Source organism: Streptomyces sp. NPDC006309 (assembly GCF_040613095.1).
Classification (GTDB): Bacteria; Actinomycetota; Actinomycetes; order Streptomycetales; family Streptomycetaceae; genus Streptomyces.
This window is the reverse complement of sequence record NZ_JBEXRO010000006.1, coordinates 62,175-77,721: the sequence shown is the minus strand read 5'-3', so window position 1 is coordinate 77,721 and position 15,547 is coordinate 62,175. Positions and strand designations below refer to the sequence as shown.

The following is a 15,547-nucleotide window of genomic DNA, read 5'->3' as shown; positions in this document are numbered from 1 at the left end:
GGACTGATCAGGGCCACGTGCCTTACTTGCCTTACGGCTCCTGAGCACCCCGGACGACGGAGCGGACGGCTGCGGTGTGACCTTGCAGCGCCGTCGACGGCCCCTGACCGTGGTCAGTACCGGAGGCGTCGCGGACAAGCTGGACGAGAGGCAGTACGGCCAGGACGACGGTCCCTGTCTCCAGGCCCTGCGGACCGGCCGCTTCGTGCACGTGCCGGACGTGCTGGAGGAGACCCGGTGGGGCGGCTGCCCGCGGTTCGCGGCCGGTCCGGGCGTCCGCTCCTCGCTGTCCGTACCGGTCTGCGCACGCACCCACACCGCCGGCGCCCTCGACTTCTACGCCACCGGCCGGAACGCCTTCACCGAGCGGGACCGGCGGGAGCTGGCACTGTTCGCCGCCCGGGCCCGCGGCGCGATCGCGCTGGCCCAGCGCCTGGCGGGCGCGGAGGACTTCACCGTGACCTCCAGAGCGCGCTCGCGTCCCGCAGCGTGATCGACCAGGCCGTCGGAAGCGTGATGCGGCAGCGGCAGCGCACCGCGGAGGAGGACTACGACCTGCTGCGCAGGCTCCCCCAGCAGACCGACCTCAAGCTCCGCGCCATCCGCACCCGTCTGCTGACCGACATCGCCGGCCGGCCCCCGACCCCCTGCCGCCCCTGCGGCCCCGGCCATGACCCCCAGCCGCCCCGTCACCCCGGCCCCGCGACCCAGGGTGATCCGACCCACGCGAAAGCCTCCCGAACCCGCGCCCCCGAGAGCCTCTGCCGTACGGACATATGTGCAGGTGACCGGGTGTACGTGTGAAGGTGCCGGGTGGGGCGTGGAGCGATCGGCGCCCCTGCGGTGACGGTCGTCGCGGCCTGCGACACTGAGGGTATGGACATCGGTCGCAGGAACAACGTCACCATCACCGGCAACCCGCAGGGGCCGACGGTGGTGCTGGCTCACGGGTTCGGCTGTGACCAGAACATGTGGCGGCTCACGGTGCCCGCCCTGGCCGACGACTACCGGGTGGTCCTGTTCGACCACGTCGGCTCGGGCCGCTCCGACGCCTCCGCTTTCTCGGAGGACCGTTACGCCTCACTGGACGGGTACGCCCGGGACGTGGTGGAGGTGTGCGAGGAACTCGACCTGCGCGACGCGGTGTTCGTGGGGCACTCGGTCAGCGCGATGATCGGGGTCCTGGCCGCCGCAGCGGCTCCGGAGCGCATCGGGGCGCTGGTCATGGTCGCGCCGTCCCCGCGGTACGTCGACGACGAGGGGTACCGGGGCGGCTTCAGCGCCCAGGACATCGACGAGCTGCTGGCCTCCCTGGAGTCCAACTACCTGGGCTGGTCGGCGGCGATGGCACCGGTGATCATGGGCAACACGGACCGGCCCGAACTGGGTGAGGAGCTGAGGAACAGCTTCTGCGCCACCGACCCGGACATGGCGCGCGCCTTCGCCCGGACCACGTTCCTGTCGGACTCGCGGGACGACCTGAAGAGTGTGCAGGTGCCGACGCTGGTGCTGGAGTGCACCCAGGACGTCATCGCCCCCCGCGAGGTCGGCGCCTTCGTCCACCAGGCGATTCCCGGTTCGACGCTTGTCACCCTCGACGCGACCGGGCACTGCCCGCACCTGTCCGCGCCCGAGGCCACCAACGAGGCGATCACCGGCTTCCTGGCGGGCCTGCGGTGATGTGCCGCGCCGGGCAGCAGCCCGACCCCTGCGAAGCCGGTGACGACAAGACGTCGGATGCCGCCTTCGCCGCCCTGCTGGAGGACAGCGCCGAGGAACTGTACGAGAACGCGCCCTGCGGTTACCTGTCCACCCTCATGGACGGCACCATCGCGAAGATCAACGCCACGCTGCTGGCCTGGCTCGGCCTGGAGCGGGAGGCGGTGGTGGGCCGGATGCGGTTCGCCGACCTGCTGCCCGTGGGCGGCAAGCTGTACCACGAGACGCACTTCGCGCCACTGCTGCGGATGCAGGGCGAGATCAGCGGCATCGCCCTGGAGATCAAGCAGGCCGACGGCGGCCGGATCCCGGTGCTGGTCTCCTCCCTGGTCAAGCACGGCAGCACGGGCGAGCCGCTGCTGATCCGCACCACCGTCTTCGACGCCCGCGACCGCCGCGCCTACGAGCAGGAACTCCTGCGCGGCCGGAAGGTCGCCGAGGAAGCGCGCAAGCAGGCAGAGGCCGACAGGGCCCGGCTCAAGGACGCGCTCGCCGTGCTCCAGCAGTCCCTGCTGCCCGACGCGCTGCCGCCGGTGCCCGGCATGGAGGCGGCCGCCCACTACCACACCGCGTCCCCCGACCGGCTCGGCGGCGACTTCTACGACGTCTTTCCCATCGGCGGCGAACGCTTCGCCTTCTTCCTCGGCGACGTGTGCGGCAAGGGGCCCCAGGCCGCCGCGGTGACCTCACTGACCCGCTACACCCTGCGCGCCGCCGCCCTGCACGACGCCGACCCCGTCGCCGCCCTGTCGACCCTGAACGAGGTGCTCCACGAGCGTTACTCCGGCAGCGGTGACCCGCGCTACTGCACCGCCGTCTTCGGCACGCTCGAACCCGACCCCACGACCGGTCGGGTCGCCGTCCAGCTGGCCTCGGGCGGTCATCCCCCGGTCGTCGTCCTGCGCGCCGACGGCACCGCCCACTTCCTGCCCACCCCGGGCGGGCTCCTCGTCGGCATCCTGCCCGCCGCGCGCTTCGTCACCGCCTCCACCACCCTGACCCCCGGCGACACCCTCCTGCTCTACACCGACGGCCTCACCGAAGCCCGTACCGGCGAGGACCGCACCGGCCTGTACGGGGACGAGGCACTGCTCGCCTTCGCCGCCGGCCAGGCGGGGAATTCCCCGCAAGCCGTCATCGAAGCCCTGGCCGGACTGCTGGCCAGTTTCGGCGACGGCCTCGACGACGACACCGCCCTGCTCGCCCTCGGCGTCCCCGCCGCCGGCCCCCGGACCCGTAGCAGCCGATGAGCCCGCTGAGGATCACCGTCCGGGACGCCGCGAACGGTCCCGTCCTGGAGATCAGTGGCGACCTGGACTACGGCAGCGCCACCGAGCTGCGTGAGCTGCTCCCCACCCTCGCCCTGCCGGCAGGCCGGCGCCTCGTCCTGGACCTGGCCGGCATGACGTTCTGCGATTCCAGCGGCATCACCGCCCTGATCGCCGCCCACCACCACGCCCTCGCCGCCGGCGCGGACATGGCGCTCGCCGCCGTCCCCGTGCACACACTGCGCATCCTGCGCATCGTCGGCCTCGACCAGGTCTTTCCCCTCCTCCCCGGCAACGGCAACGGCAACGGCAGTGACAACGGCAGCGAGAACGCCGCCCTGTCCTGACCCGGAACGGTGGAGACCCTGCGGTAATGTGGTGAATCCGTGTGGCGGTCGGTCGCACCGGAAGGGGCAAGGTGGTCCGATGCACGCCACGTCCGTGAGCGCGAGCGGTGAGACCGCCGCGGACCGGCATGCCGCTGTGACGTACGCGACCGACGCGGAATGGGCCGGCCATCTCGTCAGCTTCGTCCGGGCCGGATTCGACCGGGACGAACAGGTGCGGTACTTCGCGGATGCCACCGCGCCCGATCTCGTGACGCGCACGCTCCTCGACCGGGGCATCGACGCCCCCTCCGCCGTACGGCGCGGACAGCTCGTGGTGACCACCGCCGCCGAGACGTATCTGGCCGGGGACCGTTTCGACCCGGACGCGATGATCGGTCTGTGGCGGCAGGCCGTGCAGGCGGCCGCGGCGCGGGGATACCGGGGGCTGCGGGCGATCGGCGAGATGTCCTGGGGCAACCGGGAGATAGCCGGCGCCGAGCGTCTGCTGGAGTACGAGCTGCGGATCCACCACGAGGTCTTCGAGCAGCTGCCCCTGCGGGCCTGGTGCTTCTACGACCGGCGCCTGGTGCCCCCCGAGGACCTGGCCGCGTTGTCGGCGGCACACCTGGCGCGGTCGGACCCCGCCGCGTGCCCGGGCGGCGAGCCGGGAATGGCGGTCGCGCCGCTGGCCGGACCGGCCGGATTCCGGCTGTCCGGGTCGGCCGGCTGGGAGAACCGGCGCGTCACCGCCTCGGCGGCGGCGGCGCTCTCCGTGTCCTCGGCCGAAGACGTCACGCTGGACCTGTCGGGCCTCGACCACCTCGACGTCGCGGCGCTGGCGGACATCGCCCGGGCGGCGCTGCGACGCCCCTCGGACACACCCGTGCGACTCCTGGGGGCGCCGCCCGCGCTCCACCGCATGCTGGAACTCTTCCCGGAGCTGGGCGCCGGCATAGAGACGGCAGGCCGATGACCACCTACACGAGACCGTCCGCCGAGCCGGGTCAGTACGCGGCCTTCCACCATCCGGCGCTCTTCTACACCACGGACGACGACTACCTGAAGGGCGTCGGGGGCTTCGTCCGCGCGGAGGCGGTGCGGGGCCGCCCCCAGCTGGTCGCCGTGCCCGGCACACGCCTGAATCTCCTCCGGGACGTCCTCGGCGCGGAGGCCGGGGAGGTCACCTGGGTCGATATGCGGCAGGCCGGACGCAACCCCGGGCGCATCCTGTCCATGCTCCAGGAGTTCGCCGACCGGCACGCGGACCGGCACCCGTCCATCGTGGGCGAGCCGATCTGGCCGGGCCGCACCCGCGCGGAAGCACGCGAGGCCACCCGCCACGAGGCCCTGATCAACCTGGCGTTCGCCGGCCGCCCCGCGACCATCCTGTGCCCCTACGACTCCGCGCTGCCCGAGACGGTTCTGGCGCAGGCGTACCGGACGCACCCGGTCATCGGCGGTCCCGGCGACTACCGGCACAGTCCGCAGCACGTGGACGCGCACGAGGTGGGCCGCGACTGCGACACACCGCTGCCCGAACCGGCGGACGCGGTCGTCCTGCGCTTCGGTGAGCGGGATCTCGGGAGCGTGCGCGACGCCGCCGCGGACTGGGCCGAGGCGGCGGGCCTGTCACCGCGACGCCGTACCGACTGGCTGCTCGCCGTCAACGAGGCCACGGGCAACTCCGTGCGCCACGGCGGAGGAGAGGGCACCCTGCGGCTGTGGCGCTGGGACGACACACTGATCGCCGAGACACAGGACCGCGGCCGGCTCACCGATCCCCTCGTGGGCCGGCGCCGCCCCGATCCGCTCTCCCCGGCCGGCGGCCGGGGCGTGTGGATGATGCACCAGCTCTGTGACCTGGTGGAGATCCGGGCCCTGCCCACCGGCCTGACCGTGCGCCTGCACGTGACGGTGGACTGACCGGCGAGGCCCGCCCGGAGCCCCGGCTCGCCTCCCGCCTCGAGGTACCTGAGATGTCGCGCACGTGCGTCTCGACGGTCTTGCCGCCGACTCCCAGGTGCCGGGTGAGCGGACGCCGTACGACGTCCGGATCGATGTAGGGCCCACCCGCCGCGACCCGTTCGACCGCCTCGGTGAGTTCCACAGGTCGGCGATCCGGTCCTTGTGGAGACAGCCGAAGCCGGCGGGCGCGCGGGACGTCACGCGTACGGCGGTGCCGGTCTCCACGTGGTGGGAGAGCATCAGCCGTCCGGTGCGGTTCGCGGGCCGCCGCCACCAGGCGAACGCTCCGGCGACCGCGTGGGACCAGTCCACCGGCCAGGTCGCGTGCGACGTCCGTCCACGTCCCTCCGCGCGGCGGGACGCGTCAGCGGGGCCGGCGGGTGTGGAGCCGGGCGGCCTGGCGGGTCAGGTGGTCGCGCTCGGCGAGGTTGGGTGCCCGGCGGGCCGCCTCGGCGTACAGGCTGGCCGCCTTCGTCAGGTCGCCGTCGCGCTCGTGGAGGTAGGCCGCCACCGCGGTGTGGCGGGGCAGCGAGTCGTCCAGCGCCGCGAGCGCCGCCAGGCCGGCGCGCGGTCCGTCGGCCTCGCCGACGGCCACCGCGCGGTTGAGCCGGACGACCGGGCTGTCGGTCAGGCGCGCCAGCTCGTCGTACCACTCCACGATCTGCACCCAGTCGGTCTCCCCGGCGGTGGGCGCGTCGGCGTGGAGTGCCGCGATGGCGGCCTGGGCCTGGAACTCGCCCAGCCGGTCGCGGGCGAGGGCCGTCTGAAGAACGGCGACGCCCTCGGCGATCGACGCGGTGTCCCACCGGCCGCGGTCCTGCTCGGCGAGCGGCACCAGGCTGCCGTCGGGCCTGGTCCGGGTGGCGCGCCGGGCGTGGTGGAGCAGCATGAGGGCGAGCAGCCCCGCCACCTCGGGGTGGTCGATCGCGGCCGCGAGCTGCCGGGTGAGCCGGATGGCCTCGGCGGAGAGGTCGACGTCACCGGAGTAGCCCTCGTTGAAGACCAGGTAGAGGACGCGCAGCACGGTGGCGACGTCACCGGGCCGGTCGAACCGCACTCCCGAGACGGTGCGCTTGGCCCGGCTGATCCGCTGCCCCATGGTCGCCTCGGGCACCAGGTAGGCGTCGGCGATCTGGCGGGTGGTGAGCCCGCCGACGGCGCGCAGCGTGAGCGCGACCGCGGACGCCGGCGTCAGCGACGGATGGGCGCACAGGAAGTAGAGCTGGAGGGTGTCGTCCGCCGCGGGCGCGGGCCCGGGCGCCGGTTCCTCGTCGACGCGGTCCTCCCGCCGGCGGCGGGCGGCGTCCGCCCGGGTCGCGTCGAGGAACCGGCGCCAGGCCACGGTGATCAGCCAGCCCTTCGCATCCCGCGGCGGGTCGGCCGGCCAGACGCGGACCGCCTCGACCAGCGCGTCCTGCACGGCGTCCTCGGCCGCCGCGAAGTCGGCTCCGCGGCGGACGAGGACGGTGAGCACGCTCGGCGTGAGGCTCCGGAGCAGGGCCTCGTTCATCGCAGAGGTCACTCCGTGATGGTGGGCGGCGCGGCCAGGAACGGGCGCAGCTCGATCCACTCGTGGATCGGCTTCCCGTCCGCCCCGGGGGCGGCCGACAGCTCCCCGGCCAGCTCGACGGCGCGCTCGTGGCTGTCGACGTCGATCATCATCCAGCCGGCGATCAGGTCCTTGGTCTCGGCGAACGGCCCGTCGGTGACCGGCGGGCGCCCCTCGCCGTCGTACCGGACGAAGGTTCCCTCGGGGGCGAGCGCCTGGGCGTCGACGAACTCGCCGGTCCCCTCCAGCCTGGCCGCGAAGTCCTGCATGTAGCGGATGTGCGCCGTGACCTCCTCGGGCGTCCACTGGTGCATCGGGACGTTGTTCACCGGAGCGGGAGCGCCGCGGTAGTGCTTGAGCAGCAGGTACTTGGCCATCGTGTCTCTCCTCGGTGCCGACGCGACCCATTGTGGTCACGTTCACCCCGGGGACGGAGCCGGTCACGGGTTCTCGACATCGCGGCGAGAGAATCTTCTCCGGGTTCCACAGCCGGGCGCCGCGGTCCTCGTCGCGGGCCCCGGTTCCGGGACAGTCGCGGGCCCCGGTTCCGAATATTGGTGCGGATGGCATGCATGGGTGCAGGATGAGGGGGTAGGCGCTGCGCCGACGGCCGCTCCGGGCGGGCGGCGGCGACGGGATCCGATTGTGGGAGGGGAAACAGTATGGCGCTCATGAGCGTGACGGCGACGGACCTACGGACGGCCGGGGTGCCGGAGGTCGCCGACCCTTCCAAGGTCGCGCCGAAGGACGCGCGCGAGCTGTCGCGGCTGTTCTTCGAGCAGCTGGCGGTGCTGGAAGAGGGCACTCCCGCGTACAGCTACGCCCGCAACACGCTGATCGAGATGAACATGTCCCTGGTCCGCTTCGCGGCCGGCCGGTTCCGCAGCCGTGGGCCGGAGGAGATGGAGGACATCGTCCAGGTCGGCATGATCGGACTGATCAAGGCGATCGACCGGTTCGAGCTGTCGCGGGAGGCGGAGTTCACCTCCTTCGCCATCCCTTACATCGTGGGTGAGATCAAGCGGTTCTTCCGTGACACCACGTGGGCCGTGCACGTGCCGAGGCGCCTTCAGGAGGCCCGGGTCCAGCTGGCCCGCGCCACGGAGGAACTCCGCAGCCGGCTGGGCCGTACCCCGACGGTCCGCGAACTGTCGGAGCTGCTGAGCCTGCCCGAGGACGAGGTGCGTGAGGCCCGCCTCGCCGCCAACGGCTACAACTCCTCCTCCCTCGACGCCGCGCTCGGCACCAGCGAGGACGGTGAGACCGCGCTCCAGGACTTCATCGGCACCGAGGACGCGGCCCTGGAGCTGGTGGAGGACTTCCAGGCGCTGTCCCCGCTGATCGCCGAACTGGGCGAGCGTGACCGGCAGATCATCCACATGCGGTTCGTGGAGGAACTCACCCAGGCCCAGATCGGCGAACGCCTGGGCGTGTCCCAGATGCACGTCTCCCGGCTGCTGTCCCGCACCCTCGCCCGACTGCGCGAGGGCATGCTCACCAGCGACTGACGGCTCCCGTTCACTCCCCCGCGCGAAGCCCGCCGTCCCGCGGCGGGCTTCGGCATGTGTGCCACGCCGGTGCGGTCGCCGCTCCTCAGCCCTGGCCGCAGGGGCCGGGGATGCCGGCGAGGGGTGCGGCGCTGGGCAGGTGGGAGCCGGGGCCGAGCCATTCGCACACCAGGATGCCGGCGTCGTCGCGCAGGTGGTCGTCGTGATGCCTCAGGACGGCGCGCATGAGCCGGTGCAGGGTCTCCGGGACGGGCAGCTGGTCGGCGTGGTGGCGGATGAGGAAGTCGGTGAACCGGCTGAGGCCGAACTCCCTGCCGTCGGCGGTGCGGGCCTCGGTGATGCCGTCGGTGCAGAGGACGAGCCGGTCGCCGGGCTGGAGCTGCTCGTGGCAGACGGTGGTGGGCAGGCGCAGGTCGGTGCCCATGGGATGGGTGGGCGGGCACCTCAGGAGGGTGCTCCAGCGGCCGTCGCGGATGAGGATCGGTGGCTGGTGACCATGGTTGGTCCAGGTCAGCGTGCCGGTGGAGGTGTTCAGGTCGGCGAGGACGCCGGTCACGTACCGGCTGGGTCCGAACTGTTCCAGGACACCCGCTCGATGCTGTTGCCCAGGCCGGGCAGGGGCGTGCCCTGCCGGCGCTGGTTGCGGCAGGCGCCCACGGCGAGGTTGGCGGTGATGCCGGCGGCGGTGTCGTGGCCCATGGCGTCGAACATCGACAGGTGTAGGACGTCGTCGGCGGTGGCGTAGTCGTAGGCGTCGCCGCTGACCTCGTAGGCGGGCTCCATGACGGCGCTGACGACGGCCCGGCCGTCGGCGTAGGTGCGCGGCGGCATCAGCGTCCACTGCATCTCCGCGGCGACGTTCACCGGCTTGACGCGGGCCAGCCGGGCGTACGAGTCACTGATGTCCCGGTGGCCGACGACGAGCATCGCCACGAGGGACGCCAGGGCGTACATGTCGCGTCGTACCCGCGCGTCGTCCGTCGCGGAGGTCAGGTGCAGCACGCCGAGCCGCTCGGTGCGTCCAGCAGCGGCACCCACCATCCGTGCACCCGGGCCGGGCGCCGCCGTCGGCCACGATCTCCCCGTGCATGTAGCCGCGGCCGGCGACGCTGCCCTCCACGGTCAGCTCGCCGGCGTCCTCGGGCGCGCCCTCCGCGGCGTCCCGTCCCTTGCCGGTGAGCAGGCGCAGGACATCGCGCTGGAGGTCGCCCAGGTAGATCCGTACGTCGCCGAACCCGGCCCCGGCGGCGTGGTCGGCCACGCGGGAGGGCAGGCGTTCGAACGGCATCAGGTGGCTCTCGGCCGGCAGGCCCGCCAGCGTGCCCTGCACCGCCTCGTCACGATCCGGCACGACGGTCCCCATTCCCGTACGGCGGGCGGCGGGCGGAGGAGCGGGCCGAGCGCGCGCACCCTCGTCCGGCGCACGTCCACAGGGACGAGGTGTGTCGTGCGGGACACCGGGCAGCACGCGCGGGAGCGGGCGGGCATGGCGGGGCGTGGCGACTGGCGGGAAGGGACCGGAATGGGCGCGGTTCCGCTTCGGTGGCACGCGGCCGGCTGGGCACGGACGTGCGGGGCGCCTTACGGCGGCGCGGAGACGGGCAGCGGGCCGGTGCGGCGATGCGGGGCCTGGTACGGGGGACGCAGTGACGCGTCGCCGGCCACCGGGCGAGGCGCGGTCAGCGCCCCGACCCGGCGAGGCTGTCGGCGGCCTCGGTGATGTCGAAGAGCGGGTACGCCCCGGTCAGGCGCAGCAGGCCGCAGGGCTGGTCCTGGACACCGGCCAGGACCAGGCGGCCACCGCCGGCCCGGAGACGGCGCCGCAGGGTCAGCAGCAGGTTGAGGCCCATGGAGTCCATGAAGGATATGCCGGACAGATCGAGGCGCAGCGAAACGTTGCCGGCGGGCAGCGCCATGGTGGCTTCCTCCACCTGCGGGCAGGTGCTCATGTCCATCTCGCCGGTCACGGCGATGACGCTCTCTTCGGGATGATGGGCGACTGTCACGGTGAATTCGGGCATGGATCGTCCCCAGTTCCGGGATCGAGCCTCCTCACGGCTGCCGCCCGAGGGCGGGCCGTCAAGCGCGCGGCGTCCGGCCGCGCACAGCCGAGCAAGACCACCCGTACCGCTCTCCGGTCACCGGGATGGGGTGGCCTGGAGACAGCGCGGGGTCTCTCACCAGACCAGGCTGGCTCATCGCAGCGTCGCACACACCCCCCTGATGTGACCAGCCCGCCCCTGGCCCGCGGGCCAGGCCGCGACGAGGATCACCCGGGGCCGGGGGAAACCGGCGCGCTACTGTGACGATCATGGCGGATTGGGGGACGCGGCCGGCTTCGGCGGCGGACATCGAGGCCGTGGCCGAGTTGCGGGCCGTGGTGCTGCGGGCCGATCTGGAGCGGCTCGGGCGGTACGACGAGCAGCGGGTCCGGCAGCGGCTGCGCGACGGGTTCTCGTCCGCGCACACCTGGGTGATCGAGGTGGGCGGCGCGTTCGCGGGCAGTGTGTCCCTGCGGCCGGCCGAGGACGCCCACTGGCTGGAGCACTTCTACCTGGCCCCCCGCGCGCAGGGCAACGGCATCGGTGCCTCGGTGCTGCGCCGGCTTCTGGAACGGTGCGACCACGAGGGCGCCGTGGTCCGGCTGAACGTGCTCCAGGGCAGTGCGGCCCGCCGGCTGTACGAGCGGCACGGGTTCAGGGTGGAGGCCGAGGGCCCGGTGGACGTCTTCATGGTGCGCGAGCCGGCCCCGGCCGCACGTCACCACTGATCGCGGGTCCGTCCTGCCCTGAGGGCCGGGAGGCACGCGTGTCGTGACCGTTGGCGGCGCATCCCCGCGCGGGGCGGGGACGCAGTCGTCGAGGACCGCGGACCCCGGGCCCGGGACGAAGTCGGTGCGGGGTCGGGCGGACGGCCCGCGGGCGGGACCCGCGGTGCCGGCAGCGGGTGCGCAGCCTGGACCGGCGTCAGCCGCCGGCGGTCGCCGGTGAGCCGGACCTCCCCGCAGGGTCTCCGGGGCTCGGTCCCACGGGATCGGGGCACACGGAGATCGGGGCGTACGGGGATCGGGGCGCACGGGGATCGGGGCGTACGGAATGCCGCTCTCGTGATCCGGCCGCCGGGAACGGAGGCCCGCCGGTGTCCGGCCGAGGGGCCGGCCCCGGGGGCCGGACGGGCTCACTGCACGTCGATACGGCGGCCGGTCAGAGCGGTGATCCCGATGCGGACCCACGCGTCACGTTCCCCGCCGGCCCAGGGCGTGCTGTAGGCGCGCTCGGCGAGGCGTCGTACGGCGTCGGGATCGGTCACCGCCTCCGCGGGTCCCCGTACCACGACACTCCAGCCCTGACTGAGCGCGTCGTCCACCCGGTCTACCTCGAAGGCCACCTCACGGCCGAGTGCCTGGAGGGAGACCGTCCCCGGCTGGGTCCGGAAGACGACGGCGTCGTCGACGACGCTGTAGTTGACGGGGACGATGAGCGGGGCGCCCTCCGTGGACACGGCGATCCTTCCCACGCCGTGGGTCGACAGCAGCCGACGGCACTCCTGCTCGTCCAGTTCGCTCAGCCGGGGGGCCCGGGCGGCGTGGCCGATGCCCGCCGGCAGGTCGGCGTGGCCGCCGCCGAGTTCCGCGAGACTGGTGCCGAGCGCCCCGGCCAGCCGGAGGAGGGTGCCGGCCTCCGGTGCCGCGGTGCTGTGCCTCTCCAGGTGCGCGAGGTAGCTCGGGGCCATGGCCGCCCGGAAGGCCAGCTCCTCCTGGGTGAGGCCCAGCTCTGTCCGCCGTCGCTCGACGCGGCGTCCGAGGTCGCCCTGCGGGGGACCGCCCGCCGCGGTCGACGGGGTCTGCTCCGGTGCTCCCTGTTCCGCCATCGTCCTTCACTCCCCGGTCCGCGGAGCCACCTTCCGGTGTCCCCCGGCCCACTCGCCCGCTTCCGTTGTCGCCCCGCCTGTCCACCATGACCGATTCCGGCGGCCCCGGCTCGGTCAACCGCTCCCCGTCCCCGCGGACCGCGTGCCGTCCTCGGCGCCACCGGTCGGGGCACCCCCGCCGGGGTACGACCGCCACCGGGCGCCGGGTGTCGTGCAGCAGGGTGTGCGCCACCCGGCCGAGCTGGAGCCCGCGATGGTCCTCGCGCCGGCGGGCACCGATGACGACGAGGTCGGCGGCGGCCGAACGATCCACGAGCACCTTCCGGGCTGCGCTCACCGGCGTGGAGCGGTGCACCCGGGCTTCCGTCCGGCCGGTGGTCGCGTCCCGCAGCGCAGCGCCGCGCCGAGCAGCGCCGAGCAGCGCCGAGCAGCGCCGGGCAGGACGCCCACGGCACCGCCGAGGCCCCGGGGACCGAGCACCATCGGTTCGGGCCCGCCGGCCGTCGCCGTGAGTACCTCGCCGGGGCTGCCGGCGCGCTGCTCGGCGACGGCCTCCACCGCGGGGTGCCGCAGCCGCAGGCCCTCGGCCGTTTCTCCCGGGACGCGCTCGGTCCACCGCTGGTGCGTCTGCGCGCCCAGCAGCGGGGCTTTCGCCACGGGGGGCCACCGGCTCCCACACCCGCAGCGGCGGCCCGCGACATCAGGAGGTGGGCACCATCACCCGCACCGTCACCGTGGGCCTCGACGGTTCGCAGGAGAGCCGGACCGCCGCCGGTCCCTGTGCGGGGCCCACCGGCCCTATGGGACGGCCACCACGTGACCGACTGTGATCAATCAGGGGCGCCCAAAGGACATCTTCGTCACGGGTCGAAGCGTTCCGCGCACCGTCCGGGCAGGACGCGACAAGTCGCGGCCGTCGTGTCCCGCATGCGCTGGGATGGCCGCAGCATCACGAGCGAACTGGCGGGTACGTATGAACGCTTTCGTGTACGGGCCGGCGCACTCCGCGGCACCTCCGGCCCTCGGGCAGTGCCGGTGCGGCACCGACGTGCGGCAGGGCGGCCCGTCGGCGGCCGAGGAACGGTTCCGCGGGCTGCTGGAGGCGGCGCCGGACGCCATGATCATCGTCGACGACACCGGTATCATCAGGCTGGTCAATGCCCAGACGGAGGCCCTGTTCGGCTACCGGCGCCAGGAACTGCTCGGCCGGCCCGTGGAGTTGCTGGTCCCGCACCGCTTCCGGGGCCATCACACCCGTCACCGCGACGGTTACGCCGCCAACCGCCAGGTGCGTCCCATGGGGGCCGGGCTGCAACTGTACGGACTGCGCAAGAACGGCAGCGAGTTCCCCGTGGAGATCAGCCTGAGCCCGATGGAGACGGCGGACGGACTGCTGGTGTCGGCCGCCGTGCGCGACGTCAGCGACCGCAAGGCGGCCGAGGCCCGCATCAACGAACTCGCCGCGCTCGTCGAGTCCTCCCAGGACGCGATCCTCGCCAAGACCCTCGACGGCTACATCACCTACTGGAACGCCGCCGCGGCACGGCTGTACGGCTACACCGCCCAGGAGGCGATCGGCCGGCACGTCTCGCTCCTCGCCCCGGCCGAGATGCAGGACGACATCCGGGCCCTGCTGGAACGGCTGCGCGAGGGCGAGAAGGTCGAGCACTTCGAGGCCCTGCGGGTCACCAGGGGCGGGGCGCTGCTGGACGTGGACGTCACGCTGTGGCCGACCCGGGACAGCTGCGGGAAGGTCGTCAGCGCCTGTGCCATCGTGCGGGACATCAGCGACCGCAAGCGCGCGGAGGCGGAACTCACGGCCCTGCTGGAGCAACAGCGGCACATCGCGCTCACGTTGCAGCGCAGTCTCATGGGGACGCCGCCGGCCATCCCCGGCCTGGCCACCGCGAGCCGCTACCGGCCGGCGACGCAGGGCGCCGGCGTCGGCGGTGACTGGTTCGACCTCATACCGCTGGGCGCGGGGCGGGTCGGGGTCCTCATCGGCGACGTGATGGGCCGCGGGCTGGAGGCGGCCGCCGTGATGGGCCAGCTGCGCTCGGCCGCGCACGCGCTCGCCAAGACGGGCATGCAGCCCCGCCAGCTGATGCAGGCCCTCGACACGGTCGTCACCGACCTGGACGTGCCGGACCAGCTGGTCACCTGCTGCTATCTGATCATCGCCCCGGACGCCGGTACCGTGACGGTGTGTTCCGCCGGACATCTGCCGACCCTCGTCGTCGGCCCCTGGGACGGCGTCCGCGCCCTTCCCGCCCCGGTCAACGCCCCGCTCGGCGTCGGCGACATCCTCTACGAACAGTCCCGCACCGACATGACGCCCGGCGCCACGCTCGTGCTGTACACCGACGGCCTGATCGAGACGCCCGACAGCGACATCGAAGCGCGCCTCGCCGAACTCACCGCCGTCCTCGACACCTTCTTCCTCCGGGCGGACGGGCTGGAGGCCGCCGCCGACCACGTGCTGGCCACGCTGCTGCCCGACGCGGACGGCCACAACGACGACGTGACGCTCCTGCTGGCCCAGCTCCCGGCCGCCCCCCTGGCCGCCGTGACCACCGAGCTGCCCGCCACCGCCTCCTCCGTCCCCGAGGGCCGGGCCTTCCTCCGGCGGACGCTCGCCTCGTGGGAGTGCGCGGCACCGGCCGACGACGCCCTCCTGCTGCTGTCCGAGACCCTCACCAACGCCGTGCAGCACGCCGCGGGCCCGCTGGGGCTCCGTCTGTGCCGCACCTCAACCGACCTCACCGTGGAGGTCAGCGACCACAGCCCGCATCTGCCCCAGCCCCGCCACGCGGCCGAGGACGAGCAGTCCGGCCGGGGCCTCCTGCTGGTCCGCACGCTCGCCCACAGCTGGGGGGTGCGGCCGACCGACGAGGGCAAGACGACCTGGTTCACGCTGAAGCTCTGAGCCGGGCCGGCCGTACGCCCGGCGCCGCGGGCGAGCCGCGCGGGGCCGGCGGCGTCCGCGTCAGGGCGCGTGCCGCACCAGCCGGGTGCCCCCGTCCCGCGGGCGGACGAGTTCCAGGTCCCCGCCGAGGCCATGGGCCCGTCCGTCATGTTGCGCAGACCGCCACGGCGGCCCCCGGCCGGGACGCCGACGCCCTTGTCGGTGACGGTGAGCCGTACCTCGTTGCCGTCGGTTTCCGGCGCCACGTCCGCGTGGCCGGCGTGCGCGTGGCGGGCGATGCTGGTCAGGGACTCGGACGGCGCGTGCGGTGCTCCCCGCCGATCCTCCCCCTGCCGTGGGTCCGGGGACCAGGGCCGGTCGGCCCTGCTTCGCCCACCCGGCCGCCAGGGGCGCGGGGACCCCCGTTCTCGAAG

The 15,547-nt window shown here is 73.7% G+C and carries 17 protein-coding genes and 2 pseudogenes; 10 read left to right on the top strand and 9 right to left on the bottom strand.

Translation table 11 applies throughout. The annotated features are described in order from the left end of the window. The first annotated feature begins 109 nt into the window (after positions 1-109). From ABZ117_RS11135 to ABZ117_RS11105, 7 genes are all read left to right on the top strand, one after another. On the top strand, positions 110-493 hold the full coding sequence (locus ABZ117_RS11135; RefSeq protein WP_356819492.1) for a GAF domain-containing protein: 384 nt from the start codon (positions 110-112) through the stop codon (positions 491-493). Next, entirely contained in the window at positions 490-804 is a 315-nt protein-coding gene (locus ABZ117_RS11130; protein ID WP_356819490.1) for an ANTAR domain-containing protein, read from the top strand. The genes ABZ117_RS11135 and ABZ117_RS11130 overlap by 4 nt, the downstream gene beginning before the upstream one ends. Positions 805-876: 72 nt before the next feature. Beyond that, positions 877-1,680: an alpha/beta hydrolase gene (locus ABZ117_RS11125; protein WP_356819488.1), complete on the top strand. Its 804-nt coding sequence runs from the start codon at positions 877-879 to the stop codon at positions 1,678-1,680. Further along, positions 1,680-2,969, top strand: coding sequence for a SpoIIE family protein phosphatase (locus tag ABZ117_RS11120; protein ID WP_356819486.1), 1,290 nt, complete (start codon positions 1,680-1,682; stop codon positions 2,967-2,969). The genes ABZ117_RS11125 and ABZ117_RS11120 overlap by 1 nt, the downstream gene beginning before the upstream one ends. Then, entirely contained in the window at positions 2,966-3,334 is a 369-nt protein-coding gene (locus ABZ117_RS11115) for an STAS domain-containing protein (RefSeq protein ID WP_356819484.1), read from the top strand. Before ABZ117_RS11120 ends, ABZ117_RS11115 begins: the two co-directional genes overlap by 4 nt. 79 nt (positions 3,335-3,413) lie before the next feature. After that, complete coding sequence (locus ABZ117_RS11110) at positions 3,414-4,289, top strand: MEDS domain-containing protein (RefSeq protein ID WP_356819482.1); 876 nt, start codon at positions 3,414-3,416, stop codon at positions 4,287-4,289. Next, the gene (locus ABZ117_RS11105; RefSeq protein WP_356819480.1) at positions 4,286-5,239 is read left to right on the top strand and encodes an anti-sigma factor RsbA family regulatory protein; all 954 of its coding nucleotides are present in this window, start codon (positions 4,286-4,288) and stop codon (positions 5,237-5,239) included. The genes ABZ117_RS11110 and ABZ117_RS11105 overlap by 4 nt, the downstream gene beginning before the upstream one ends. A 406-nt stretch (positions 5,240-5,645) precedes the next feature. Here ABZ117_RS11105 and ABZ117_RS11100 read toward each other — a convergent pair whose 3' ends face one another. Both ABZ117_RS11100 and ABZ117_RS11095 read right to left on the bottom strand, forming a co-directional pair. Next, complete coding sequence (locus ABZ117_RS11100; RefSeq protein ID WP_356819848.1) at positions 5,646-6,791, bottom strand: DUF6596 domain-containing protein; 1,146 nt, start codon at positions 6,789-6,791, stop codon at positions 5,646-5,648. Positions 6,792-6,799: 8 nt separating this feature from the next. Then, positions 6,800-7,207 carry a YciI family protein gene (locus ABZ117_RS11095; RefSeq protein WP_356819478.1) on the bottom strand — a complete coding sequence of 136 codons (408 nt, stop codon included), beginning with the start codon at positions 7,205-7,207 and terminating at the stop codon, positions 6,800-6,802. A gap of 285 nt (positions 7,208-7,492) precedes the next feature. Here ABZ117_RS11095 and ABZ117_RS11090 point away from each other — a divergent pair, with 285 nt between their 5' ends. Beyond that, positions 7,493-8,338, top strand: a complete 846-nt coding sequence (locus ABZ117_RS11090) for an RNA polymerase sigma factor SigF (RefSeq protein ID WP_356819476.1) — start codon at positions 7,493-7,495, stop codon at positions 8,336-8,338. An 85-nt stretch (positions 8,339-8,423) separates the two neighbouring features. On the opposite strand, the gene ABZ117_RS11085 is transcribed toward ABZ117_RS11090, so the two are convergent. From ABZ117_RS11085 to ABZ117_RS11075, 3 genes are all read right to left on the bottom strand, one after another. Continuing rightward, the gene (locus tag ABZ117_RS11085; RefSeq protein ID WP_356819474.1) at positions 8,424-8,894 is read right to left on the bottom strand and encodes a PP2C family protein-serine/threonine phosphatase; all 471 of its coding nucleotides are present in this window, start codon (positions 8,892-8,894) and stop codon (positions 8,424-8,426) included. Continuing rightward, positions 8,891-9,379 carry a hypothetical protein gene (locus ABZ117_RS11080; protein WP_356819472.1) on the bottom strand — a complete coding sequence of 163 codons (489 nt, stop codon included), beginning with the start codon at positions 9,377-9,379 and terminating at the stop codon, positions 8,891-8,893. Before ABZ117_RS11080 ends, ABZ117_RS11085 begins: the two co-directional genes overlap by 4 nt. Positions 9,380-10,017: 638 nt before the next feature. Beyond that, positions 10,018-10,359, bottom strand: coding sequence for an STAS domain-containing protein (locus ABZ117_RS11075; protein WP_356819470.1), 342 nt, complete (start codon positions 10,357-10,359; stop codon positions 10,018-10,020). 290 nt (positions 10,360-10,649) lie between these two features. Here ABZ117_RS11075 and ABZ117_RS11070 point away from each other — a divergent pair, with 290 nt between their 5' ends. Next, the gene (locus ABZ117_RS11070) at positions 10,650-11,108 is read left to right on the top strand and encodes a GNAT family N-acetyltransferase (protein ID WP_356819469.1); all 459 of its coding nucleotides are present in this window, start codon (positions 10,650-10,652) and stop codon (positions 11,106-11,108) included. 407 nt (positions 11,109-11,515) lie between these two features. On the opposite strand, the gene ABZ117_RS11065 is transcribed toward ABZ117_RS11070, so the two are convergent. The 3 genes and pseudogenes from ABZ117_RS11065 to ABZ117_RS11055 form a co-directional block, all read right to left on the bottom strand. Further along, complete coding sequence (locus ABZ117_RS11065) at positions 11,516-12,208, bottom strand: pyridoxamine 5'-phosphate oxidase family protein (RefSeq protein WP_356819467.1); 693 nt, start codon at positions 12,206-12,208, stop codon at positions 11,516-11,518. A gap of 175 nt (positions 12,209-12,383) precedes the next feature. Further along, positions 12,384-12,536: pseudogene (locus tag ABZ117_RS11060) on the bottom strand (universal stress protein); the annotation flags it as partial. Between the two features lie 5 nt (positions 12,537-12,541). Then, positions 12,542-12,865, bottom strand: a complete 324-nt coding sequence (locus ABZ117_RS11055; RefSeq protein WP_356819466.1) for a hypothetical protein — start codon at positions 12,863-12,865, stop codon at positions 12,542-12,544. 316 nt (positions 12,866-13,181) lie between these two features. On the opposite strand from ABZ117_RS11055, the gene ABZ117_RS11050 reads away from it, so the two are divergent. Next, complete coding sequence (locus ABZ117_RS11050; RefSeq protein WP_356819465.1) at positions 13,182-15,134, top strand: PAS domain S-box protein; 1,953 nt, start codon at positions 13,182-13,184, stop codon at positions 15,132-15,134. Between the two features lie 60 nt (positions 15,135-15,194). Here the strand turns inward: ABZ117_RS11050 and ABZ117_RS11045 are convergent. Next, positions 15,195-15,430, bottom strand: a pseudogene (locus ABZ117_RS11045) (histidine kinase); the annotation flags it as partial. Positions 15,431-15,547: the final 117 nt, after the last annotated feature.

Coding starts and splice junctions, on each gene's coding strand:
- ABZ117_RS11105 (WP_356819480.1), top strand. CDS start 4,286: ATGACCACCTACACGAGACCGTCCGCCGAGCCGGGTCAGTACGCGGCC.
- ABZ117_RS11065 (WP_356819467.1), bottom strand. CDS start 12,208: ATGGCGGAACAGGGAGCACCGGAGCAGACCCCGTCGACCGCGGCGGGC.
- ABZ117_RS11050 (WP_356819465.1), top strand. CDS start 13,182: ATGAACGCTTTCGTGTACGGGCCGGCGCACTCCGCGGCACCTCCGGCC.
- ABZ117_RS11090 (WP_356819476.1), top strand. CDS start 7,493: ATGGCGCTCATGAGCGTGACGGCGACGGACCTACGGACGGCCGGGGTG.
- ABZ117_RS11120 (WP_356819486.1), top strand. CDS start 1,680: ATGTGCCGCGCCGGGCAGCAGCCCGACCCCTGCGAAGCCGGTGACGAC.
- ABZ117_RS11075 (WP_356819470.1), bottom strand. CDS start 10,359: ATGCCCGAATTCACCGTGACAGTCGCCCATCATCCCGAAGAGAGCGTC.
- ABZ117_RS11080 (WP_356819472.1), bottom strand. CDS start 9,379: ATGGTGGGTGCCGCTGCTGGACGCACCGAGCGGCTCGGCGTGCTGCAC.
- ABZ117_RS11100 (WP_356819848.1), bottom strand. CDS start 6,791: ATGAACGAGGCCCTGCTCCGGAGCCTCACGCCGAGCGTGCTCACCGTC.
- ABZ117_RS11115 (WP_356819484.1), top strand. CDS start 2,966: ATGAGCCCGCTGAGGATCACCGTCCGGGACGCCGCGAACGGTCCCGTC.
- ABZ117_RS11110 (WP_356819482.1), top strand. CDS start 3,414: ATGCACGCCACGTCCGTGAGCGCGAGCGGTGAGACCGCCGCGGACCGG.
- ABZ117_RS11125 (WP_356819488.1), top strand. CDS start 877: ATGGACATCGGTCGCAGGAACAACGTCACCATCACCGGCAACCCGCAG.
- ABZ117_RS11070 (WP_356819469.1), top strand. CDS start 10,650: ATGGCGGATTGGGGGACGCGGCCGGCTTCGGCGGCGGACATCGAGGCC.
- ABZ117_RS11095 (WP_356819478.1), bottom strand. CDS start 7,207: ATGGCCAAGTACCTGCTGCTCAAGCACTACCGCGGCGCTCCCGCTCCG.